This is a genomic window from Agarivorans sp. B2Z047 (assembly GCF_023373605.1).
GTDB lineage: Bacteria > Pseudomonadota > Gammaproteobacteria > Enterobacterales > Celerinatantimonadaceae > Agarivorans > Agarivorans albus.
On the sequence record NZ_CP088080.1, the window covers coordinates 286,369 to 309,333 of the forward strand.

Below are 22,965 nucleotides of genomic sequence, written 5' to 3' on the forward strand. Positions count from 1 at the left end.
CGGACGTTTATATGCCTAGGCCATTATTTTCATTCACCTTTTTACTCATACCCCTTGCTTTGGGGGGGATGGCAGTGAATGCATTGAGTCAGCATGCTGTTGCCGCAGATGATGAACTGTTTGCCGACACCGCGGTAAATGTGCAACAAGTAAAAGCTTTTGTGCCGGTATTAAGTGAGGATTATGCAGTTGAACGGCAGTTTGTTGGGCAAGTTATTGCAAAACAACGTGCAGACATTGGCTTTGAACTAGCAGGTAAAATATCCAAAATATTCGTAGATGAAGGCGAACGTGTTTTACAAGGTGATGTGCTGATGCAGCTAGACACCGAGCTGCTAGAAATTGAATACATTGACTTACAAGCGCAACTACAGCAATTAGCAGCCGATGCTGCTCTAGTTCAAGCTAACTTAAAACGGGTTAAGTCCCTTAAGAGCGATGGTTATGCCTCGGCGCAAAGTGTCGATGAGTTGGTTGCCCAGCAAAAATCCTTAAAAGCCAATAAAGCGCGTATCGACGCCTCAATTAAAGCTAATCGCACCCGCATTGAAAAATCCACATTACTGGCTCCCTATAACGGCATTATCGATAAACGAACAGTGTCGGAAGGCGCAGTAGTAGGTGCTTCTCAGCCAGTGCTGACGGTATTACAGCAAGGCGCCAACGAAGTAAAAGTAGGTGTGCCGGTGCGCTTGCTCGAGCAGGTTGATATGGTCACTCCTAAATCGGTGACAGTGGCTAAGCGTCATTATTCGGTAGATTTAGTGGCAGCGGGTGGTCAGGTTGACCCGGTTACTCGCACCGTACAACTGCGGTTTGCTTTGCCTGATAACGATAGTTTGGTGAGTGGGCAATTGGCCTATTTAAATGTAGTGGAAACGGTTAAAGAGCCGGGTTATTGGGTGCCAGTGAGCGCGATTACCGATGGTGTGCGAGGCTTGTGGAATGTATATGCCATTGTGGCGCAAAGTGATGGCAGCTTTAAGTTAGAGCGCCGTGATGTAAGTGTGCGATATGCCACCGAAGAGCAGGCTTTTGTGAGAGGTGCGCTGCAGGCTGGCGAAGCCATCGTTGCTACAGGAATGCACCGCTACGTGCCCGGACAAACCGTTAACCCAAGCAAGGCGCTTAGCCAATGATTGCAGCTATTTATAATAATGGGCGTTTAATTTCCTTACTTATAGCGCTTATTTTGGTGGCTGGCATGGGGGCCGTTAGCACCTTGCCGCGCAGCGAAGACCCTAAAATTACCAGCCGTTTTGCCAGTATTGTGACTCAATATCCCGGTGCGTCTGCAGAACGGGTTGAAGCTTTGGTGACCGAATTAATCGAAAACAAAATTCGCAAATTGCCAGAGATTAAACGGGTTCAATCCTCTTCTCGTCCTGGCTTTTCGGTGCTGCAAGTTGAGTTAAAAGATGAAGTTATCGATGTTGTTCCCGTATGGGCAAGGGTGCGCGACTTGGTGGGAGAACTCCCCCCCTTGTTGCCCTTGGGAAGTTCTGAGCCGGTAGTCGATGATGACCGAGGTTATGCGTTTACCACCTTGGTTGCACTGCGTTGGACAGGCCCCGGAGATACCGATTTAGCCATTCTTGGCCGCTATGCTAAAGAGCTACAAAACCGTTTGCGCAATGTGGCAGGTACCGACTTTGTTGACTTACAAGGGCAAGGCGAAGAAGAAATACTGGTAGAAATTGAACCCTACCAAGCGGGCGCCATGCAGTTAACCACTGACCAAGTGTCGCAAATTATCGCCGGAGCGGACGCTAAGGTATCGGCGGGTGAACTGACTAACGATAATACACGGATGCAACTAGAGCTGGAGGGTGAACTTAACTCGCTAGAGCGGATTAAGAATATCCCAGTAAGCAGCGCCGAAAATGGTTATGTATTCCGCTTAGGAGATTTGGCCAAAGTAACACGCCAGCTTAAATCTCCACCCGAGCAAATTGCTGTGGTTGAGCGCGATTATGCGGTGGTTGTGGGCATAAGAATGCTCTCTGAATATCGGGTTGATTTGTGGAGTGCCCGAGTGAACCAAGCACTGGATGACTACCGTACCATTTTGCCCAGTAATGTCAGTGCCGACATCATCTTTGAGCAAGATGGTTACACCGCCAAACGCTTAGGAGAGCTGGTGGTTAACGTGCTTATTGGTTTTGCAATTATCGTGGTGGTATTGCTGCTTACCTTAGGTTGGCGCTCGGCGCTGATTGTTGGTTTGTCACTGCCCTTGACGGTAATGTTTACCTTAGCTTGTATGAAATTTTATGGCTTGCCCATCCATCAAATGTCGGTAACTGGCTTGGTGGTGGCCTTGGGTATTATGGTGGACAACGCCATTGTAATGGCCGACACCATTGCCCAAAAGCGCCAGCAGGGTAAGAGCGGTTTACAGGCGGTAAAAGAGTCTTTAGCTCATTTATGGCTGCCGTTGCTGGGCTCTACCTTAACAACCATTCTTGCTTTTCTACCAATTGTATTAATGCCAGGGCCAGCGGGTGAGTTTGTTGGTGGTATTGCACTTAGCGTGATTTTCTCGCTAATTGGTTCTTACTTTATTTCGCACACCTTAGTAGCGATTTTCTCTGGGCACTTTTTGCCTTCACAGCAAACTGCCGATCATTGGTACGAAAAAGGCGTGCAAGTTGCTTGGCTCAGCGGAGCCTTTAAAGCCTGTTTACGTACTAGTCTACGCTACCCTAAACTAGCAATTATTGTGGTATCTAGCCTGCCAATTTTGGGTTTCTACAGCGCTGGCAGTTTAACCGAGCAATTCTTTCCGCCGTCTGATCGCGACATGTTCCAAATTGAAGTGTACATGGCGCCGCAGTCGAGTATCTATGCCACCGAACGTTTGACCGAAAAGCTAACTGAGCATCTATATGCTAAAGAAGGAATTAGCTCGGTGAGTTGGTTTGTAGGCAACAACGCCCCATCGTTTTACTACAACTTGATGCTGCGCCAGCAGGGTGCCAAAAACTACGCGCAAGCAATGATTAAGACTGACGACTTTAGGGCTGCTAATGATTTGATTCCTAGCCTACAAGTCGAGTTTGATTTGCTCTACCCTGAAGCGCAAATTTTAGTTCGGAAGTTAGAACAGGGGCCGCCGTTTAATGCCCCGATTGAGTTGCGGGTTTACGGGCCAAACCTAGATAAACTTAAAGAACTAGGTGATCAATACCGTCGCATTCTTTCCGAGATCCCACACGTTACTCATACGCGTGCCACATTGTTGGCGGGTACACCCAAGGTGTGGTTAAAAGTTAATGAAGAAGCATCTCGCTTAAGCGGCATCGTATTAACCGATATTGCTGGTCAGTTACAGGCAAACCTGCAAGGCCGTATTAACGGTAGTGTGCTCGAGGCGAGTGAGTCTTTGCCGGTGCGGATTCGTTTGGCCGATGAGCAACGTAAACACGTTGAGAACTTAGGTGATATAACCCTTACCAGCCAAATAGCAGGGAATATACCGCTAGCGTCTATCGCTGAACTAGATATTCGCCCCAGTCGCGGCGAAATACCGCGTCGGAACGGTAAACGAGTAAATACCGTGGAAGGCTATTTGCAAACCGATATTCTGCCAGAACAGGTTTTGGAAGTATTTCGAGAGCGTTTAGAGCAAGCTGATATTCCGCTTCCCGCTGGATACAGCTTGGAGTTTGGTGGTGAAGGCGCGGAGCGTAATGAGGCAGTGGGCAATTTATTGGCCAGTGTTGGCATTATCGCGGTGCTACTGATTACTGTAGTGGTGCTGTCGTTTAACTCCTTCCGTTTAAGCTTCTTGATTATGATTACTGCTATTCAAGCGGCAGGTTTGGGTTTGTTAAGTGTATTTATATTTGATTACCCCTTCGGTTTTACCGTTATTATTGGGCTACTAGGTTTGGTGGGCTTAGCTATTAACGCGGCCATTGTGATTGTTGCGGAGCTTAAGTCCGATGCCAAAGCTTGCGCTGGCGATCATGAATCGATATGTTTTGGGGTGCTTAGTTGTACCCGGCATATTACTTCTACCACCATCACCACGGTGGGTGGCTTCTTACCGCTAATTTTAGAAGGTGGCGGTTTTTGGCCGCCGTTTGCGGTGGCCATTGCTGGTGGTACGGTGCTTACCACTATGCTGTCATTCTTCTTTGTGCCCGTGGTCTTTTCGATAATTGCCAAAGGCAAACGCAAAATCCCATCGGTAGGTGAGCCAACAGTGGCGCATTAGCAAAGCCTCAAAGAATAAAGAAGCCGCTAAAGCGGCTTTTTTATTGAGTATTTTTAGTCTCAACAGAGCTTAGAAGGTAGGTGGCGTCGCGGCGCTGATGAGCTCACACTCTTCTTTGCTTTTATTGCGAAAGCGATGTGGCTTACGGGTTTCAAAGTAATAAGAATCGCCAGCTTTTAGCACTTTAGATTTGCTGCCTACGGTAATTTCTATTTCTCCGCGGATTACAATGCCACCTTCTTCACCTTCGTGTTGAATAAACTCGGTGCCAGTATCGGCGCCCGGCGGGTAAATCTCGCGTAAAATCGCCAGCTGTCGGCCATTGTGTTTACTACCAACCAATAACATTTTGACCTTACCGTCACCTAGATCGGTAAGTTCTTCGGCGCTATAGAAAATCTTGTCATCGCTTTCCATTTCAAGGGTGAAAAACTCGCCCATTGAAATAGGAATAGCATCAAGTATTTTTTTTAAAGAGCCTACCGAAGGGTTAACTTGGTTTTGCTCAATTTGCGAGATCATGCTGTTAGTGACCCCGCTTAACTTGGCCAGTTCGCGTTGCGAAATGCCGCGCATTAGGCGAATACTTTTAAGGCGTTTTCCAACATCCATTAAGTTTTATTCCTCAAAATTCAACGCCTATTTAGCATTGCTAATCTTTAATTCTAGCAAGCGGCGTTTTTCTGCTTTGGCCATCAACCACCAAGCAATAAAAGTAGCGACAGATACTACACCAATAATCAGGGTAGCTAGGGCATTAATTTTGGGACTTACCCCTAACCTTACGCTAGAAAACACCACCATCGGCAAGGTTGTGGCACTTGGGCCCGATACAAAGCTGGCAATAACCAAGTCGTCTAAAGATAAAGTGAAGGCCAATAACCAGCCGGCCACCAAGGCAGGAAGAATTGTCGGTAGGGTGATAACAAAAAACACTTTAAAAGGCGTCGCCCCCAAATCCATGGCGGCTTCTTCGATGCTTTTATCTAGCTCGCGCAAGCGCGAACTCACCACCACCGATACATAGGCCGTACAGAAGGTGACGTGGGCAATCCAAATGGTTAGCATGCCGCGTTGGCTAAATAGATCAAATACTTGGCCTAAAGAAATAAACAGCAATAACAGGCTTAAGCCGGTGATCACTTCTGGCATCACCAGTGGGGCAGTAATCATAAAGGCAAAGCTGGTTTCACCTCTAAATTTGCTGTAGCGGGTCATCACAAAGGCAGCAAGGGTACCCAAAACTACTGCCGCAGAGGCCGATAAAAAGCCAATGAGTAAGCTTAAGCTAATGCCATTCATTAGTAGTGAGTCGTTAAACAGCGCCCCATACCACTTGGTAGAAAAGCCACTCCACACTGTAACTAAGCGGTTAGCGTTAAACGAGTATGCGATGAGGCTTAAGATTGGCAGGTATAAAAAGGCCAAGCCAAGGCTAAGTATCAGCCACTTCCACTTAGTTTTGTAAATCGGGATCGCGTCCATTAGCTGGCCTCCAATTCACGTTTTTGATAACGATAAAAGAACATAATCGGCACCATTAATAGCAATAACATTACCGAGGCTACGGCTGATGCAACAGGCCAGTCACGGTTATTAAAGAACTCTTGCCACAGCACCTTACCAATAAGAATTGAGTCGGGCCCACCCAGTAACTCAGGAATAACAAACTCACCTACAGCGGGAATAAATACCAACATTGAGCCTGCAATAATGCCAGCTTTGGTTAGCGGCAGTAGCACTTTGAATAATACCGTTAGGGTCGAGGCGCCTAAATCACGTGCCGCTTCTATCAGGGAATAATCAACTCGCATAAGAGCGGTGTATAAGGGCAGGATCATAAACGGCAAATAGGTATACACAATGCCAATATAAACCGCTGTGTCGGTGTGCAGTATTTGTAGTGGTTCGTCGATAACACCTACGTAAAGCAAGATGTTGTTTAAGAAGCCATTGTTTTTAAGAATGCCAATCCAGGCATAAACCCGAATTAAAAAGCTGGTCCACGAGGGTAGAATGATCAGCATCAGCAGGATATTTCTGTTAGCAGGGCTTGAATGCACGATAGCCCAGGCCATTGGAAAGCCAATAACAAAACACAAAAAAGTCGAAATTGAGGCAATGCGTACCGACTGCAAGTAGGAGCTAATGTAGAGATCGTCTTCGATTAAGTAGCCATAGTTGCCTAAGTTGAGCAGTATTTGCACTTGCTCATCCACCATAGTGACTAACTCACTATAGGGAGGAATGGCAATCATTGCCTCGGCAAAACTGATTTTAAAGACAATAAAGAACGGCATTAAAAAGAATAAAAACAGCCAAAAGTAAGGCACCGCCATAATGGCGCAGCGCCCACTTGGCACCCAGCGATGAAGCCTTTGTTTAAGTTTGTTGCTAAGCATGGTCATATTTTGAGTACCACGCAGCTGTCGGCTTGCCAGCACAAGTACACTTGGTCTTCCCAAGTTGGCATATTGTTGCGGTGGCGGCTGCTATTAGGCATAGCGGCGGTGACCCGTTTACCACTGGCTAAACGCACATAGTAAATAGACTGATCGCCAAGGTAGGCGATGTCTTCTACCTTGCCTTGACATACATTGTTATGGCGCCCTTTAAGGGTTTTGAAAATACTCATTTTTTCGGGGCGAACTGCCACCATGAACGGAACGCCCGGGGCTGATGATACGCCGTGATTTAAGCTAATCGGATAACCAAGCTCTGGGCTGTCGATAGTTGCGCTGTCGTTATCATTGTCACGCAACACTCCCTCAAATACGTTTACTGAACCAATAAACTCGGCACTAAAACGCGAGTTAGGGTATTCGTAAATTTCTTCTGGCTCGCCCACTTGAATAAACTGGCCGCGATTCATAATGGCAATGCGGCTTGCCATGGTCATGGCTTCTTCTTGGTCGTGAGTTACCATTACACAGGTAACGCCAACCTTTTCAAGAATATCCACTACTTCAAGCTGCATCTGACCACGCAGGTTTTTATCTAGTGCACCCATCGGTTCGTCTAACAATAACAGTTTTGGACGTTTAGCTAGGCTACGTGCCAGTGCCACGCGTTGGCGTTGCCCACCCGATAATTGATGCGGTTTGCGGCGAGCGTAGTCTTTCATGCGCACTAGCTCGAGCATCTTAGCTACGGTTGCGCCAATTTCATCTTTGGGCAGCTTGTCTTGTTTTAGGCCAAAGGCGATATTTTGTTCCACGGTCATGTGGGGAAATAGCGCATAGGATTGAAACATCATATTCACTGGGCGCTGATGTGGAGGTACACCAATCAGCTCTTGGCCATCGAGAATAATTTTGCCAGCACTGGGCTTTTCGAAGCCAGCTAACAACCTTAGTAAAGTGGATTTACCACAACCCGATGCACCTAATAAGGCAAAAATTTCGCCCTTGTTAATGGTTAGGCTTACGTTGTCTACGGCAATTGCGCCGTCGTAGTCTTTACTTAAATTTTCAATGTGTAACAAAGGTTCCGGGGCTTTCTCGCCATCAACTGGAAGCTTTGAAATGTGTGACACCGCAGCCATTGCGGATCCTCCATAAAGAATCAAAAACGCACTTGCCACCCAAGGGTGGCAAGTGATTACTTAGTTTTGAAGAAACTTAGTCCAAGAGCGTGTCAGAGTTCGAGACGCTTTTGCTGGCATTACCTTGGCTCCATATAATTTAGCCAAGGTTTCGTCACTTGGATAGATACCCGGATGTTCAATAATTTCTGGATCAATAAACTCTTTAGAGGCAGGCGTTGGGTTGGCATACCATACGTAGTTAGAGATCTCCGAAATCACTTTAGGCTGCAGCAAGAAGTTAATGAATTTATGTGCATTATCTTTATGTGGTGCATCTGCTGGAATGGCCATTAGGTCAAACCAGGCTAAGGCCCCTTCTTGCGGGATAACGTACTCAACCACTACTCCGTTATCGGCTTCGGCAGCGCGATCTGAGGCTTGCAGTACATCACCAGACCAGCCAATAGCCACACAAATGTCACCGTTCGCTAAGTCGTTAATGTATTGCGAAGAGTGAAAATAAGTCACATAAGGGCGTACTGATTTGAGCAGTTTGTAAGCCTCGCCAGTGTCTTTGTAGTCGTTTGGATCAACACTGTTTGGATCTTTACCTACGTAATGCAGCGCTGCTGCAAATAACTCGGTAGGAGCATTTAAAAATGCTACTCCACAGCTTTGCAGTTTTTCCATGTTTTCTGGCTTAAATACCAGATCCCAACTATCTACTGGGGCGTCGTCACCTAATACTTCTTTAACTTTGTCTACGTTGTAACCTAAACCTGTGGTCCCCCAAAGGTAAGGCACTGCATATTGATTATCCGGATCTGCAGTTTCATCAAGCATTGACATGATTTTATCATCTAAGTTGGCGTAATTACTCAACTTTGTTTTATCTAATTTGATAAACGCACCAGCCTGAACTTGGCGGGCTAAAAAGTCTGAAGTTGGCACCACAATGTCAAAACCGGTTGAGCCAGAAAGAATCTTGGCTTCAAGTACTTCGTTTGAATCGAATACATCGTAAACCACTTTAATGCCGGTTTCGGCTTCAAACTGGGCGATGGTGTCTTCGGCGATATAGTCAGACCAGTTGTACACATTAAGTACTTTTTCTTCGGCTGCCTGCAGGGTAAATGCGCTGGCAGTTAACAGGGAGGCTAGGGTTAGGGTAAAGCTAGCGTTTTTCATGTTGTTCTCCAAATCCTTGTGGTGATTGCTCGTACTGCTTCGCGGATTAACTCAATGCCTGCAGAGTGTCATCCAAACTTTGTTTTGCCAGTGTAATTAACTGATCGACTTGTTGTTTTGTAATAACCAATGGGGGTGAAATAATCATGGTATCGCCGCAAGCGCGCATAATAAGCCCATTGTTTATGCATATATCGCGACACACGCCGCCAGCGCCTTGCTCTTTGCTAAAGCGTTGCAGGGTGTTTTTATCGGCAACCAGCTCTATGGCTGCCACCATGCCTTTACTGCGAGCCTCGCCGACTAAGGGATGACTGGCCAGTTCTTGCCAGCGTTGGGCTAGATAAGGGGCTATGTCATCACGTACATGGCTAATAATGTTCTCTTGTTGCATGATGCGAATGTTTTCAATGGCTACCGCGCAAGCTGCCGGGTGGCCGGAATAGGTAAAGCCATGAGCAAATTCGGTATCGGCCTCGGTTAGGCCTTGAGCTACTTTGTCCGACACCATCACTGCGCCCATTGGTAAATAGCCAGAGGTAATGCCTTTCGCTAAACACAGTAAATCTGGCTTAATGTTGTAGGTTTGGCAGGCGAACCATTCACCGGTGCGGCCAAATCCACAGATCACTTCGTCTACTATCAACAAAATATCGTATTTGTCGCAAATGCGTTGAATCTCAGGCCAATAAGAGTCGGGTGGAATAATTACGCCACCGGCACCTTGAATAGGCTCGGCGATAAATGCTGCTACTTTATCTTCGCCTAGCTCTAGAATTTTTTGCTCTAATTGTTGGGCACGCTCTAAACCAAACTGTTGTGGATCTTGGCCTTGGCCTTCTTCAAACCAATAAGGTTGATCGATGTGGCTAATATTAGGCAATGGCAAGCCACCTTGGGCGTGCATAAAGCCCATGCCACCAAGGCTTGCTCCAGCCATGGTGCTGCCGTGATAGGCGTTGTTGCGACTAATTATTTCTAACTTATTGGGCTGGCCTTTGCTGGCCCAATAGTGGCGTACCATGCGTACTACGGTGTCATTGCACTCTGAACCCGAGCCGGTAAAAAAAGCATGGTTTAAGCCCTCTGGTGTTAGCTCGGCTAGCAGGGTAGATAATTCAACCGCCGGGCTGTGAGTTGTTTGAAAAAACAGGTTGTAGTAGGGCAGCTGCTGCATTTGTTTGGCTGCAGCATCCACTAACTCTTGGCGACCATAACCTAGATTCACACACCACAGGCCGGCCATGGCATCGAGCAACTTATTGCCCTCACTGTCGAATACAAACACACCTTCGCCTCGTTCTATCACTCGAGCTCCCTTGGCATTTAACTCTTTAAAGTTAGTGAAAGGGTGCAAACAGTGGGCGCTGTCTTGTTGTTGTATCGTCAATGTTGCTGTGCTCATTTCGCCTCCTTGTGGCTGAGTTAACTCTGGGTTTATACGTTGAGTAACAAAAACTCTCGTTCCCAAGAACTAATGACCTTGAAGTAGGTTTGGTATTCCTTACGTTTTACTGCCACGTAACAGTTCACAAAGCGTTCACCCAGAATTTCCTTGAGTTCGTCGCATTGCTCTAACTTAACTAATGCTTCTTCTAAGGTGCCGGGCAGGGTGTAACGATCTTCGCTTACATCGCCTTTTTCCTCTGCAGAAGGTGTTAGTTGTTTTTTCATGCCGATGTAACCGCAGGCTAAGGTAAGTGCCATGGCTAGATAAGGGTTGGCGTCGGCGCCGGCAAAGCGGTTTTCTACGCGGCGATTTTGCTTATCTGATAGCGGTACGCGTAAACCCACGGTGCGGTTGTCGATGCCCCATTGCAAATTAATTGGCGCCGAGTCGCCAAACATTAAGCGTCGATAGCTGTTCACGTTAGGGGCGTAAAAGGCAATGCTAGCGGGAGTAAATTGCTGTAAACCGGCGATAAAACTTAAAAACATTTGGCTGTTGCTGCCATCTTCATTAGCAAACAAATTGTTGCCATTATGGTCTTCTAAGCTTTGGTGAATATGCATCGCGCTGCCGGGCTCATCTTCCATTGGCTTAGCCATGAACGTGGCATAGGTATCATGCTGTAAGGCTGCTTCGCGCATGGTGCGTTTGAAAAGGAATACTTGGTCACAGGCTAACGTCGGTTCGCCGTGATCAAAGTTAATTTCCATTTGCGCTGCACCAGATTCATGTACCAAGGTATCTACGTCTAGGTTCTGCGCTTCGCAGTAGTCGTACATGTCTTCAAACAGCGGATCAAATTCATTTACCGCATCAATGCTAAAAGACTGACGTGCTGTTTCTGGTCGGCCATTACGTCCAATGGGTGGCTCTAGTGGGTAATCCCAGTCGAGGTTTTTCTTCACTAAGAAAAACTCTAGTTCTGGCGCTACAATTGGCTTCCAGCCTTCTTTTTCGTAGAGCGCGAGTACTTTTTTTAGGACTGAGCGTGGCGCCATGCCAATCAGCTCGCCTTGGCTGTCGTAACAATCGTGAATAAGCTGAGCGGTAGGCTCTTTGGCCCAAGGAACAAAACGCAGGCTGTCGGTATCGGGCTCTAGGTTCATGTCTTTTTCGGTCCAATCGAATAAGTCATCATCGTCGGGCCAGTCGCCAGTGACTGTTTGGTAGAAAATTGATTCAGGCAGGCGCATACCGCCTTCTTTTAGATACTTGCTGGCGGGAATGATTTTGCCGCGAGCATTACCGGTTATATCGGGGATGAGGCACTCAACTTCGGTTATACGATTTTCCTCAAACCACTTCCTGACGTTATCCATAATCACCTGTCATAAATCTGTTAAGTAAATAGGGGCATTTTCTTGTTTAGCTTAATTTTTGCCCCGTATTAATTAGAATTGTCATGATTTTTCGCCAAAGTCAACAGAGTGTTAAATAAAAACTAAATATAGCCCCTTTTTTAGCTTATTGTGCAATTTAATTTGCATTATACTTAACACTGTGTTGTAAATTTATAGGGTTCAAGGGACGCTTTTACCAAGGGACTGTTAATTATGTTGAAACACCAGCCACAGATTCAGCCAATCAGTATGCTTCAACAAGTAGAGGATTTTTTGGCGGCTCATCCACAGTTAGAGAGCATTGATTTAATGCTATCTGACATGAATGGTGTGATCCGCGGTAAACGCATAGAAGCGGCGTCCTTAGCCAAAATTGCCCAAGAGGGGATGTGTTTACCAGCTTCGGTATTTGCGCTAGATATTTGCGGTGACACCGTAGAGCAAACCGGACTGGGCTTTGAACAAGGCGATGGCGATCGTATTTGTCACTTGTTACCACATAGCTTGTCGATGATTCCTTGGAAAAAAAATGCCGCGCAAGCTTTATTAACCATGCATGAAGTTGATGGTTCGCCATTTTTTGCAGACCCACGACAATTACTTAGTAAAGTATTACAAGGATTACATCAGCAAAATTTATTTCCCTGTGTGGCCATTGAGTGGGAGTTTTACTTACTTGATGCACGCAGTGAAAACCGTCAACCACAAGCGCCGTTGCTGCCAAAGTCGCAGCAACGTATGCAGCAAACCCAAGTTTATTCCTTAGATGAACTCGATGAATTTGATGAATTTATTCGTGATATTCAGGATTACTGCCATACCCAAAATATTCCCAGCGACAACGTTATTGCAGAATACGCTCCCGGGCAGTTTGAAGTGACATTGCAGCATCAGCACGATCCGCTGTTGGCTTGCGATCAAGCCATTCTCTTGAAACGCGCAATTAAAGCAGTAGCTAAACAACATGGCTATTTAGCCACTTTCATGGCCAAACCCTATGCCGAGCATTCTGGCAATGGCTGCCACGTGCACATTAGTATGTTAGACAAGCAGGGCCTCAATCGCTTTTCCACTGAACAAAGCTTGCTGGAATTCGCCTTGGCCGGGCTCTTAGACACCATGCCTCAGGCCATTGCTTTGTTAGCGCCTAATGCCAACTCTTATCGCCGATTCCAACCCGATATGTTTGTGCCATTGCAAGCTGATTGGGGTTGGGACAACCGCACCGTTGCACTGCGTATACCTTCTGGCAGCACGGAAAATACCCGCATCGAGCACCGCGTAGCAGGTGCCGATTGTAATCCTTATATTGTTATGTCGGCCTTATTAGCCGGGATTACCCATGGCATAGAACAACAGCTTGATTGCCCTAAGGCAGTGAGCGGCGATGCCAGTAAAGTACCAGCCCCTGCTTTGCCGAGCTCTTGGCAGCAGGCCTTAGCCGAATTTGAGCACTCCACCTTGTGGTCGCTAATAGGTGCAGATTTTAGCCATGTATACCATGCCAATAAACTTAATGAGTGGCAGCGCTTTGAGGCGCAAGTGACACCTTTAGAGCAGCAGTGGTATCAGCAAATGGTGTAGTGCGAACAGCAGATTTGTTTTTATGTTTAAGGTGAGAAAATGAAAGCGCAACATGCAAATTCATATTATGCAGCAAGTGCCAACCTACAGTTGGACTATCCGCAACTACAAGGCGAGCATCAAGCTGATGTATGTGTGGTTGGGGCGGGTATAACCGGCGCTAGCACTGCACTAGAGTTAGCAAGCCAAGGTTATAAGGTTATTTTGCTGGAAGGTAGTCGCGTGGGCTGGGGAGCTTCGGGGCGAAGTGGCGGGCAAGCGATTTTTGGCTGGGCCAGTGAGCAGTCCACCCTAGAGAAATTAGTGGGTAAAGATGATGCAAAAAAACTCTGGGATCTCTCTGTTGAATCGCTAGCTGTTACTAAAGACAACATTCGCAAACACCAAATTGATTGTGATTGGCAAGATGGCCAAATTCATGTGGCGATTAAAGATCGTCATGTTCGCGAGTTAAAAGAATGGCAGCAACAGCTTAGTGAAGATTACGGCTATGAGCATTTAGAATTCTGGTCGCAAGACAAGCTCGAAAGCCAGTTGAAAAGCCCACGTTATTTAGGTGGGATGTTTGATTCAAATAGCGGTCACTTACATCCACTTAATTACACCTTAGGCTTGGTAAAGGCTGCTGAAAATGCTGGCGCTAGCATTTATGAAGACAGCAAGGTCATCAAAATTGAACACGGCGCTAAAGTTAAACTTCATACTGCGCAGGCTAGCGTTAGTTGCCAACATGTGGTGTTGGCCTGTAATGCCTATATGGAAGGGTTAAACAGTAAGTTAGAGAGCAAGGTAATGCCCGTCGGTACTTATATTTGTGCCACGAAACCCTTAGGTGAAGAGCGTGCACGCGAACTGATTGCCAACAACATGGCGGTATGCGACATCAACTTTGTACTGGATTATTACCGTTGTTCTGGCGATCACCGCATGTTGTTTGGTGGCCGAGTAAGTTATTCGGGAATTGAACCACGTAATTTAGCGCAAACCATGAAACAACGAATGGATTGGGTATTCCCTCAATTAAGCGATGAACCGGTAGAGTTTGCTTGGGGGGGTAATGTAGGCATCACTATTAACCGTGCGCCGCACTTTGGCCGAATAGCACCAAATGTGTATTTTGCTCAAGGCTTCTCGGGCCATGGCATTGCAGCCACGGGTTTGGCGGGCAAGCTAATGGCGGAATCGATTATGGCCACCTCCGAGCGCTTTGACATATTCGATAAAATTCCACACATGCCTTTTCCCGGTGGGCGCTTATTACGTACTCCTGCCTTAGTGCTTGCCATGACCTATTACCGAATTCGAGATTTGCTTTAGTACTATCGGCTGGCCAAGCCCAGCCGTTCAATCCTTGTTCCTCGTACTATAGTTCGTATTTTCTGCCTATAAGCCTATTAGCGCCCGCTGATTTATCGTTATACTTGCCTAATATTCGTAATCATAAAGGTAAGCACGTAATGGCTGCATCACCGATTAATCAGGTTTTTCCTAAGGCAAGTCGCCTTGTATATGGCTGCATGGGCTTAGGCGGAAACTGGGATAACTCACCTGTAACGCAAGATCATTTAAACCAAGCGCATACTGCTATTGATGCGGCCTTAGAAATAGGCATTAACTATTTTGACCACGCCGACATCTATACCATTGGTAAGGCTGAGCAAGTATTTGGTCAAGTATTGGCACAGCGCCCAGAGCTGCGTGAGCAAATTATTCTGCAAACTAAAGCGGCAATTCGTTTTGGTGATGAGCAGTGGTGTGGTCGTTATGATTGGTCGGCTGATTACATTCGTCAAAGTGTTGAAGATTCGCTGCGCCGCTTACAAAGTGAAACCATTGATGTGATGATGCTGCACCGCCCAGATCCCTTGGCCGAAATGGACGAAGTGGCCGCGGTGCTTAGCGAGCTTAAAGATAGCGGTAAAGTGCAGCACTTTGGCGTATCTAACATGAGCGGAGCGCAAATTGCGCATTTGCAATCGCTGCTGAGTTTTCCGCTAGTGGCTAATCAATTAGAGATGAGTTTGTCTAAATTAGACTGGCTTGATCACAATATTGCAGTAAACGATGAACAGGTAAAAGGCCACTGCTTTGCGCCTGGTACCCTTGAGTATTGCGCTATGAATAAGGTGCAAATTCAGGCTTGGGGAAGTTTATCGCGTGGCTTATTTAGCGGTGCCGATTTATCAAATGCCAGCCAAGCCCAGCGTGATACCGCACAGCTTGTTCGCCAATACGCTGATCAAAACTCAAGTTCGCCAGAGGCCGTTGTACTAGCGTGGCTAATGCGCCACCCAGCTGGGATTCAACCAGTTATTGGCAGTGTAAACCCAGACCGCATTCGCGCCTGTGGTGATGCGACTAAACTGCAGCTTAGTCGCGAGCAATGGTATCAGTTGTATGTCACATCGCGTGGCAAGGCTTTACCTTAAACACTGCATATTCAAGAAAAACGCCGAGCTAATGCTCGGCGTTTTTGTTAGCAAAGCTAAGCTGCTGGTGGCGTGAACTCTGCTTTAAGTTGTTTTACCAAGCTTACCAGCCACCACGCTACTACTGCGCTAAGTATTACCGTAGATAGCGGCATAACCAGCCAGATCCCCACCACGCCATAGGCGGCGGGCAATAGCAACATAAACGGCAGTTGAATAGCCATGTTGCCGACCGAAATAAAGCTAGCGCGATTAGCGCGGTTTATCGACTGAAACACCACCGCGCCGGTAAAAATTAAGCCGTCTAATGGCATGGCCCACAGGTGTAAGCGAATACCGCTTACTGTGGCGTCTAATAGTGCAGGGTCATCGTTGTTAAATATCGACACGCTAAGTTCGCTAAATAGGTTCATCAAAAACACCGCCGCTACACCGCTGCCTAGGATAATGCTAAAGCCTAGCGCCATTACTTTTAGCACATTGTCGTAGCGTTTAGCGCCAAAGTTATAGGAGATGAGAGGCTGCATGCCGTTGGCAAACCCTTCGGCAATAAAGTAATAAATAACGCTTAAGTACAACACAATGGCATAGGCGCCGGTATCGGTCACACTGCCATAACGTAGAAATAAGTAATTGTGCACCAAGGTAATAAAGGCGGTGTATACCGTAGTAAAAAAGCTGCTTAAACCTAAATTGCTTATATTGGCGAGGTACTTTGGTTTTAAGCTAAAACCGCTTACTTGAAAACTCAAGCTACTGTAGCGAGAGAAAAAGTATGCAATGGCCAAGAACATTACCAGGGCTTGTGCGCCTAAGGTGGCGTAAGCCGCACCCGCTAGCTGCCAATCCCACTTTACAATAAACAAATAGTCGAGGCCGATATTGGCCAGTGCGCCCACTATCATCAATAGGGTGGCAAAGTTGGGAGAGTTGTCGTTTCTAATCAATATGGGCAGGGCGCAGCTAAACAATACAACCAGCGCGCCGTTACCTAAAATGCCTAGGTAGCTCTCGGCCATATGTTGAATATTGCCGCTGGCCCCTTGCAAGGTAATGGGTTTGGCGCCTAATAAGGCCAAAATGGCACTAAACAGTACCGCCATTATTAGCATGAGCAAGAAGGCGTGGCTTAACAAGCTCTGTGCCTTGCTGGTTTTACCCTCACCGGTAGCAATAGAGATTAACGCACCGCCACCAACACCAACCATTAAACCTAAACCGGTGACTAAAAATATAATCGGCCAAGCTAGGTTAATGGCTGCTAACCCTTCTGCACCTAGCACTTGGCCAATGAACATGCCATCAACAATCAGATAAATGCCACTCACTATCATTGCTACGACCGAGGGAATGGAATAGCGCCAAAATTGTAAGGTAATGTTTTTACTAAGCATGATTGGCCAAGGTTAAGGAATAGAAAGTACTCAGTGAGCACCGAATTGCAGCCCCATCATATTCACTTTAATGGAGCTGACAAGAGGGAAAGCTAACAAATAAGGGCTATGCTTAGTGTTTGTGCGGTTAAGTGGGCTTAATAATCACTCGCTAACGCTGAATAAATGGCTAATAAATGCTGCCCGAAGGGTTCGGATAAGCGAACTTTACTCTTTGTTAAGCACTTCTTGCTTAGCCCACTAGGCTTCTAAGTGCTCGCCGCGATTAAAGCCCGCTTATCTCGAACAAAACTTCAACACCAAAGATCAACAGACCCTAGTTCAAGCTTTGGTTTTTACGAGGAAAATAAGTGGATTCATATGTAACCATCCGAGCTGCCAAAGTGGAGGACGCTGCGACCATTAGCCAATTACTTTGCGATTTGTCTCGTCGTTACTTGGTGGACGATTTTACCGAGCAAGGAGCAAAGCGCTTGCTGAAAGCGATGAGCGAAAGGGCTATTCGCTCTTATATCCGCGAGGGTTTTTGCTATCACCTCGCCGAGCAAAAACAGGCAGGGAAGGTGGAATTATTAGGTGTGGTCGCCACTAGGGATAACAGCCACCTTTATCACCTTTTTGTTGCCGAGCTTGCTCAAGGAAAAGGCTTGGCAAGTCGCCTTTGGAAACACGCTAAAGCCCTATGTATAGCAAACGGCAATAAGGGCGAATTTACGGTTAATGCGTCGTTATCTGCTAAAGCGATGTATCAGGCTTGGGGCTTTGTTGCCGAGCAAGAACAGCGCGATACCAAGGGCATTATCGATGTGCCAATGCGCCTAACACTCAATGAGCAAACTAAGGAGAAAACATGCAACTAGCGCAGTTAAATATAGCCACCGCCAAAGATGATTTAGATTCACCCCTGCTCAAAGATTTTGTCGATAATTTAGATCCCATTAATGCCATTGCTGATGCGAGCGAGGGCTTTATTTGGCGGCTTAAAGATGACACCGGTAATGCGACTGATGTGCAAGCTTTTGATAACCCAAGGATGATTGTCAATTTATCGGTATGGGAGTCCTTAGCTAGTCTGCAGCACTTTATGTTTAAAACCCATCACATCGACATTATGAAACGCCGGGCAGAGTGGTTTGATAAATCGCCGTTGGCAACTTACGTATTGTGGTGGGTGGAAGATGGTCATGTTCCCAGCACCGCTGAGGCACTTGAGCGTTTAGAATTATTAAGGAAGCACGGAGATACTGCTCAGGCCTTTAGTTTCAAAAAAACATTTAGCGCAGAAGACGCCTTACAGCGCTAATCTAAGGTTTTTTTTTAATAGCCTTTGGCATCCTTTGTTACTCAGGTTTTGTTGCTCCTCTTTGGATAGAAAGCGTCTAAGCTAAGTAAATGCAGGGCGAGTATGTCCCGCCATTTATGTGCAAGGAGAGGGTATGACTAAAGCGATTATTGCCGATAACAAACCCAAGAAGGTGAGTTTAACTAAGGGAGACCAATACTACTTTTGCAGCTGTGGTCGTTCTAAATCCCAACCCTTTTGTGATGGCAGCCATGCAGGTACCGGCCTTAGCCCCAAGGCTTTTACCGCAGAAGAAAGTGGTGATGCTTATTTGTGTGCGTGTAAAACCACGGCGAATAGCCCATTTTGTGATGGCAGCCATAAGCAGTTTAGTGCCGAACAAATAGGCCAAGAAGCCCCACAGCCTCAAACTAACAGTGCTGCACCGCAGGCCACGCCTACAACTGAAGAACCCACCGTTGCCTTTATTCATCAATTGGCGCGTGAAGGTTTATCAAAACTGGGTCACCATGGAGCAATGACCTCAATGGGGGTACCTAGGCATCTTCTGCCACATTGGGACGACATCCAAGTGATGGTGGCACAAATGGCCAAAAAGCCTTTGATGGAAGATCAGCCAGTGGCCACAGAACTGATTATCGGCCCAGAGGCGAAAAAGCCATTGCAGCTAAAGATTCCTCTGTTTGTCTCTGATATGAGTTTTGGTGCCTTATCTGAAGAAGCTAAAACCGCGCTGGCTAAAGGCGCCGAGCTGGCCGGAACAGGAATTTGTTCTGGTGAAGGCGGCATGTTGGCTGAAGAGCAGCAGCAAAACTCCCGTTACTTTTATGAGTTAGCCAGCGCCAAATTTGGTTATCAAGAGTCACTGCTTACTCAAGTTCAAGCTTTTCACTTTAAAGGAGGCCAAGGTGCAAAAACCGGTACCGGAGGACATTTACCGGGCAATAAAAACCATGGCAAAATTTCTCTCGTTCGCGGCATCGCTGAAGGACAACCGGCAATCTCCCCGCCTACCTTTGCCGATTTACACAGTATCAAAGACTTTAAACACTTTGCCGATCGGGTGCGTGAAATAAGCGGCGGCATTCCCATTGGTTTTAAGTTAAGTGCCAACCATATCGAGCGAGATATTCAATTTGCTTTAGATAGCAGCGCTGACTACATCATTTTAGATGGGCGTGGAGGCGGTACTGGTGCGGCACCAGAAATATTTAGGGACCATATTAGTGTACCTACCATTCCGGCCTTAGCCAGAGCGCGACGCTATCTTGATCAACAAGGCGCCAGTGGCAGAGTGAGTTTGATTATTACCGGCGGCTTGCGCTTACCGATGGATTTTGTCAAAGCCATGGCTTTAGGCGCCGATGGTGTAGCAGTATCTAATAGCGCCATGCAAGCCATAGGTTGCGTGGCAGCGCGGATCTGTAATACCAATAATTGCCCGGCTGGAATTGCTACGCAAAATGCTGACTTGCGCCAGCGTTTAAATGTGGACAAATCGTCTCAGCAACTGGCTAATTTCTTTAACGCATCGGTAGCGCTAATGCAGGTTATGGCACGAGCTTGTGGGCATCATCATCTTAATCAATTCACTAAAGACGACTTGGCAACTTGGCATAGAGAAATGGCGCATCTAAGCGGTATTGCTTACGCAGGCTTTAGCGCAGTGTAGTGTTGTTTTATTGGCTATTTAAGAAGCTATTTGTTGCTTAAGTAGCCTTGAAATTAAGGGCTTTTTCTAGGCTTGCTGGAAAAGCCAGCAATTACCAGTTTTTTTATAAAATGTCTTTACAGGGCGGAGCGAAAACCCTAATATACGCCTCCGCCAGCATTGAGCACCCGTAGCTCAGCTGGATAGAGCGTCGCCCTCCGGAGGCGAAGGTCACAGGTTCGACTCCTGTCGGGTGCGCCATTGCTTCGGAAACGCTCGAAATACTCAGTGGTGGGTATAGCTCAGTTGGTAGAGCCCCGGATTGTGATTCCGGTTGTCGTGGGTTCAAATCCCATTACTCACCCCATTATTTAGATGCAACGAGTTTCGTTGTTATCGCAATAGTTTGGTTATTGCTAAGAGCTTGCTCTAAAATAACTAAGACGATAAACGCAGCTTGGTAGCGCATCGTCGCCAAGCTCATTTAGAGTGGGACCAGAGGGTTTAGTCCTCTGAAGTATCAAGAAAATCGGTGATTAGCGCAGCTTGGTAGCGCATCATCGCGAAGCTCATAAAGAGTGGGACCAGAGGGTTTAGTCTTCTGAAATATCAAGAAAATCGGTGATTAGCGCAGCTTGGTAGCGCATCTGGTTTGGGACCAGAGGGTCGGGAGTTCGAATCTCTCATCACCGACCACCTTCTAAAAAGCCTGCTCATCGAGCAGGCTTTTTGCTTTCTGTAGCTTGGAATTAAGCTATGAATGGGAAGTTCGCCATTTAACTTGGGCTATCATCGGCCGCCTTTCATGAAGTCTTGCCCTGTTTACTTGAGCTCTTACGCAAGATTTGCTTGAAAGGCTATTGTCACTTGCTGATATTTTGTACACTAAGCAGTAAATGAGTACAGCTTGAGCAACAATGAAACATCTATTTCTCGTTGTGTTTACCAGTCTATCGCTCTGTTCGATATCTATTGCCGCTGAGCTAAACCCTCAGCTGGTACGCCATATTGCGCCGCAAGGCGAAAAAGACTTACGAAATCGCTACTTTATCGATTTACTCGACTTGGTCTTATCTAAAACTGAGCAGGAGCTTGGGCCGTTTCGTCTTGAGAGCAATAAAGCCAAAATGAGCCAAAATCGCTCCTTGCTGCAGCTGCAAAATAACGACGGTATTGATGTGGTGTGGACAATGAGCACCGCAGAACGAGAAGAGGCCTTATTACCCATACGGATCCCACTGTTAAAAGGGCTGCTTGGACAGCGTTTATTGATGATTCGCCAACAAGATATTGGTCGTTTTGCCAAGGTGGAATCTCTTCAAGACTTACAAGCTTTTAGTGCTGGTCAAGGCAGCGGCTGGCCAGATAACAAAATACTGCGTGCTAACAATATTGGCGTAATTGAAGGGATGAATTACGAAGGTTTGTTTGGCATGTTACAACGTCAGCGCTTTGATTATTTCCCGCGTGGAATTAACGAAATCTTTGATGAATTAGAACAGCATAAAAGTGAAAACTTTGTGGCTGAGCCGCACTTAGTAATTAGTTATCGAGCACCTATCTATTATTTTGTAAGCAAGCAAAACCGCGAGTTAGCAGCGCGTATCGAACAAGGTTTATGGATCGCCTTTAGCGATGGTAGCTTTGATGCACTGTTTTCTCGCTATAAATACGACAACTTAGTTAACGAGCTAAGATCTCGCACGGTGATTAAACTAAATAACCCTTATTTACACGCTAGCACCCCTAGCGAGCAAAGCCCGCTTTGGCTTAAGTTTAACTAACCCACTTGTTGTCCCTTTTATTGTTCAATCGCGCTGAGCATCAGCTGGATGTTGGAAGTTTCACATGCTTTGATGTTTTATTGATCTAATCATTTGTTATTAAGTAAATCCATTACATACAATTAACTTGATAAGTTAATTGTGAATAATGCCAATGCTGCGTCGCGGTTTAATGCTGTTAGTGATTTTTACCCTCGTTACTGGGGCCAATGCGGCAAGCCTAGTGGTGAGACACGTTCAGCCAGAAAGCGACAAAGATCAGCGGCATCAATACTTTATTGAGTTGTTAGAGTTAGCCTTAAGCAAAACAGAAACGAGCCACGGTTCTTATACCACTCAAACTTGCGCTGTTAGGATGATGCAAGACCGAGCCTTACAGCAAGTTCAGCGCAAGCGTTGTATCGATATTGTTTGGACAATGACCAGCCTTGAGCGTGAGTCGAAACTGCTGGCTGTACGCATTCCTTTATTAAAGGGCTTATTAGGCCAGCGGGTATTGATGATCCGCCGAGAAGACCTTCGTCGATTTAAAGACATCCAACAGCTTAGTGAATTGGCTCAAATGCGTGCAGGGCAAGGTATGGGCTGGCCTGATATTGAGATACTAGAATACAATCGTTTGCCAGTAATTGAGGGCAAAACCTATGAAGGTTTGTTTGGCATGTTGGAGCGCGGTCGTTTTGATTATTTCCCTCGAGGTATTAGTGAAATAGGCGCTGAATTAAAACAGCATCAACGGGAAGGTTTTGTTGCAGAGCCAAGAATATTACTCAGTTATCCCGCACCCATTTATTACTTCGTAAACCCAGAAAACACCGCCTTAGCAGAGCGTTTAGAGAAAGGCTTAAGGCTGGCCATTGATGATGGCAGTTTCGACGCACTATTTAGAAAGTTTAATTACCATAAATTGGCAGATTTAATGGAAAATCGCTTGGTGTTTAAACTACGCAACCCGTCTTTACATCCCAAGACGCCGATTGATGAAGATAAACTTTGGGTACTCCCCAACCTTGTTAAAAATTTGCGGTAAGCGCATGTATTTGGCTGTTTAGTTAACTCAAACAGCAATAATGGTTGTGAAAACATTGTCATTT

Annotated in this window: 18 protein-coding genes and 3 tRNA genes; 13 read left to right on the forward strand and 8 right to left on the reverse strand. The window is 46.4% G+C overall.

Translation table 11 applies throughout. The features are described from left to right. The first annotated feature begins 11 nt into the window (after positions 1–11). Both LQZ07_RS01335 and LQZ07_RS01340 read left to right on the forward strand, forming a co-directional pair. Positions 12–1,139: an efflux RND transporter periplasmic adaptor subunit gene (locus tag LQZ07_RS01335; RefSeq protein ID WP_227981473.1), complete on the forward strand. Its 1,128-nt coding sequence runs from the start codon at positions 12–14 to the stop codon at positions 1,137–1,139. Beyond that, entirely contained in the window at positions 1,136–4,222 is a 3,087-nt protein-coding gene (locus tag LQZ07_RS01340) for an efflux RND transporter permease subunit (protein ID WP_152783689.1), read from the forward strand. Before LQZ07_RS01335 ends, LQZ07_RS01340 begins: the two co-directional genes overlap by 4 nt. 69 nt (positions 4,223–4,291) lie before the next feature. On the opposite strand, the gene LQZ07_RS01345 is transcribed toward LQZ07_RS01340, so the two are convergent. The 7 genes from LQZ07_RS01345 to LQZ07_RS01375 are packed head-to-tail and all read right to left on the reverse strand — an operon-like array spanning position 4,292 to position 11,705. Beyond that, on the reverse strand, positions 4,292–4,834 hold the full coding sequence (locus tag LQZ07_RS01345; RefSeq protein WP_016399829.1) for a cupin domain-containing protein: 543 nt from the start codon (positions 4,832–4,834) through the stop codon (positions 4,292–4,294). Positions 4,835–4,861: 27 nt separating this feature from the next. Then, complete coding sequence (locus LQZ07_RS01350; protein WP_152783687.1) at positions 4,862–5,707, reverse strand: ABC transporter permease subunit; 846 nt, start codon at positions 5,705–5,707, stop codon at positions 4,862–4,864. Beyond that, complete coding sequence (gene potH, locus LQZ07_RS01355) at positions 5,707–6,630, reverse strand: putrescine ABC transporter permease PotH (RefSeq protein ID WP_152783684.1); 924 nt, start codon at positions 6,628–6,630, stop codon at positions 5,707–5,709. Before potH ends, LQZ07_RS01350 begins: the two co-directional genes overlap by 1 nt. Then, positions 6,627–7,766, reverse strand: coding sequence for a putrescine ABC transporter ATP-binding subunit PotG (potG, locus tag LQZ07_RS01360; protein WP_016399826.1), 1,140 nt, complete (start codon positions 7,764–7,766; stop codon positions 6,627–6,629). Before potG ends, potH begins: the two co-directional genes overlap by 4 nt. A gap of 60 nt (positions 7,767–7,826) precedes the next feature. Beyond that, positions 7,827–8,936 carry an extracellular solute-binding protein gene (locus LQZ07_RS01365; RefSeq protein ID WP_016399825.1) on the reverse strand — a complete coding sequence of 370 codons (1,110 nt, stop codon included), beginning with the start codon at positions 8,934–8,936 and terminating at the stop codon, positions 7,827–7,829. A 46-nt stretch (positions 8,937–8,982) separates the two neighbouring features. Next, positions 8,983–10,341 carry an aspartate aminotransferase family protein gene (locus LQZ07_RS01370; protein ID WP_152783682.1) on the reverse strand — a complete coding sequence of 453 codons (1,359 nt, stop codon included), beginning with the start codon at positions 10,339–10,341 and terminating at the stop codon, positions 8,983–8,985. Positions 10,342–10,373: 32 nt separating this feature from the next. Next, on the reverse strand, positions 10,374–11,705 hold the full coding sequence (locus tag LQZ07_RS01375; RefSeq protein ID WP_016399823.1) for a glutamine synthetase family protein: 1,332 nt from the start codon (positions 11,703–11,705) through the stop codon (positions 10,374–10,376). A 234-nt stretch (positions 11,706–11,939) separates the two neighbouring features. Here LQZ07_RS01375 and LQZ07_RS01380 point away from each other — a divergent pair, with 234 nt between their 5' ends. From LQZ07_RS01380 to LQZ07_RS01390, 3 genes are all read left to right on the forward strand, one after another. Next, on the forward strand, positions 11,940–13,310 hold the full coding sequence (locus LQZ07_RS01380) for a glutamine synthetase family protein (RefSeq protein WP_152783680.1): 1,371 nt from the start codon (positions 11,940–11,942) through the stop codon (positions 13,308–13,310). A gap of 39 nt (positions 13,311–13,349) precedes the next feature. Next, on the forward strand, positions 13,350–14,627 hold the full coding sequence (locus LQZ07_RS01385) for an FAD-binding oxidoreductase (protein ID WP_152783678.1): 1,278 nt from the start codon (positions 13,350–13,352) through the stop codon (positions 14,625–14,627). Positions 14,628–14,767: 140 nt separating this feature from the next. Then, complete coding sequence (locus LQZ07_RS01390; RefSeq protein ID WP_152783676.1) at positions 14,768–15,739, forward strand: aldo/keto reductase family oxidoreductase; 972 nt, start codon at positions 14,768–14,770, stop codon at positions 15,737–15,739. Positions 15,740–15,795: 56 nt separating this feature from the next. Here the strand turns inward: LQZ07_RS01390 and LQZ07_RS01395 are convergent, their stop codons facing one another. Further along, positions 15,796–17,133 (reverse strand): MATE family efflux transporter, encoded by a 1,338-nt coding sequence (locus LQZ07_RS01395; protein WP_152783675.1) that lies wholly within the window; start codon positions 17,131–17,133, stop codon positions 15,796–15,798. Positions 17,134–17,483: 350 nt separating this feature from the next. Between LQZ07_RS01395 and LQZ07_RS01400 the strand changes: the two genes are divergently transcribed. The 8 genes from LQZ07_RS01400 (at position 17,484) to LQZ07_RS01435 (ending at position 22,901) form a co-directional block, all read left to right on the forward strand. Further along, positions 17,484–17,993, forward strand: coding sequence for a GNAT family N-acetyltransferase (locus LQZ07_RS01400; protein ID WP_152783673.1), 510 nt, complete (start codon positions 17,484–17,486; stop codon positions 17,991–17,993). Next, positions 17,984–18,436, forward strand: a complete 453-nt coding sequence (locus LQZ07_RS01405; protein WP_152783671.1) for a DUF3291 domain-containing protein — start codon at positions 17,984–17,986, stop codon at positions 18,434–18,436. The genes LQZ07_RS01400 and LQZ07_RS01405 overlap by 10 nt, the downstream gene beginning before the upstream one ends. Before the next feature lie 133 nt (positions 18,437–18,569). Next, positions 18,570–20,108, forward strand: coding sequence for a glutamate synthase-related protein (locus tag LQZ07_RS01410; RefSeq protein ID WP_152783669.1), 1,539 nt, complete (start codon positions 18,570–18,572; stop codon positions 20,106–20,108). A gap of 163 nt (positions 20,109–20,271) precedes the next feature. Then, a tRNA-Arg gene (locus LQZ07_RS01415) sits at positions 20,272–20,348 on the forward strand. A gap of 30 nt (positions 20,349–20,378) precedes the next feature. Next, a tRNA-His gene (locus LQZ07_RS01420) sits at positions 20,379–20,454 on the forward strand. A gap of 252 nt (positions 20,455–20,706) precedes the next feature. Continuing rightward, positions 20,707–20,783 (forward strand) — tRNA-Pro (locus LQZ07_RS01425). A gap of 221 nt (positions 20,784–21,004) precedes the next feature. Then, a complete protein-coding gene (locus LQZ07_RS01430; protein ID WP_152783667.1) occupies positions 21,005–21,871 on the forward strand; it encodes a hypothetical protein in 867 nt (288 codons plus the stop codon). A gap of 148 nt (positions 21,872–22,019) precedes the next feature. Then, entirely contained in the window at positions 22,020–22,901 is an 882-nt protein-coding gene (locus LQZ07_RS01435) for an ABC transporter substrate-binding protein (protein WP_152783665.1), read from the forward strand. Positions 22,902–22,965: the final 64 nt, after the last annotated feature.

Excerpts from the sequence above, each read along its gene's own strand:
- LQZ07_RS01335 (WP_227981473.1), top strand. The coding sequence starts at position 12 with ATGCCTAGGCCATTATTTTCATTCACCTTTTTACTCATACCCCTTGCT.
- LQZ07_RS01435 (WP_152783665.1), top strand. The coding sequence starts at position 22,020 with ATGCCAATGCTGCGTCGCGGTTTAATGCTGTTAGTGATTTTTACCCTC.
- LQZ07_RS01385 (WP_152783678.1), top strand. The coding sequence starts at position 13,350 with ATGAAAGCGCAACATGCAAATTCATATTATGCAGCAAGTGCCAACCTA.
- LQZ07_RS01380 (WP_152783680.1), top strand. The coding sequence starts at position 11,940 with ATGTTGAAACACCAGCCACAGATTCAGCCAATCAGTATGCTTCAACAA.
- LQZ07_RS01430 (WP_152783667.1), top strand. The coding sequence starts at position 21,005 with ATGAAACATCTATTTCTCGTTGTGTTTACCAGTCTATCGCTCTGTTCG.
- LQZ07_RS01405 (WP_152783671.1), top strand. The coding sequence starts at position 17,984 with ATGCAACTAGCGCAGTTAAATATAGCCACCGCCAAAGATGATTTAGAT.
- LQZ07_RS01340 (WP_152783689.1), top strand. The coding sequence starts at position 1,136 with ATGATTGCAGCTATTTATAATAATGGGCGTTTAATTTCCTTACTTATA.
- potG (WP_016399826.1), bottom strand. The coding sequence starts at position 7,766 with ATGGCTGCGGTGTCACACATTTCAAAGCTTCCAGTTGATGGCGAGAAA.
- LQZ07_RS01395 (WP_152783675.1), bottom strand. The coding sequence starts at position 17,133 with ATGCTTAGTAAAAACATTACCTTACAATTTTGGCGCTATTCCATTCCC.
- LQZ07_RS01375 (WP_016399823.1), bottom strand. The coding sequence starts at position 11,705 with ATGGATAACGTCAGGAAGTGGTTTGAGGAAAATCGTATAACCGAAGTT.
- LQZ07_RS01370 (WP_152783682.1), bottom strand. The coding sequence starts at position 10,341 with ATGAGCACAGCAACATTGACGATACAACAACAAGACAGCGCCCACTGT.
- LQZ07_RS01390 (WP_152783676.1), top strand. The coding sequence starts at position 14,768 with ATGGCTGCATCACCGATTAATCAGGTTTTTCCTAAGGCAAGTCGCCTT.
- LQZ07_RS01365 (WP_016399825.1), bottom strand. The coding sequence starts at position 8,936 with ATGAAAAACGCTAGCTTTACCCTAACCCTAGCCTCCCTGTTAACTGCC.
- LQZ07_RS01350 (WP_152783687.1), bottom strand. The coding sequence starts at position 5,707 with ATGGACGCGATCCCGATTTACAAAACTAAGTGGAAGTGGCTGATACTT.
- potH (WP_152783684.1), bottom strand. The coding sequence starts at position 6,630 with ATGACCATGCTTAGCAACAAACTTAAACAAAGGCTTCATCGCTGGGTG.
- LQZ07_RS01345 (WP_016399829.1), bottom strand. The coding sequence starts at position 4,834 with ATGGATGTTGGAAAACGCCTTAAAAGTATTCGCCTAATGCGCGGCATT.
- LQZ07_RS01410 (WP_152783669.1), top strand. The coding sequence starts at position 18,570 with ATGACTAAAGCGATTATTGCCGATAACAAACCCAAGAAGGTGAGTTTA.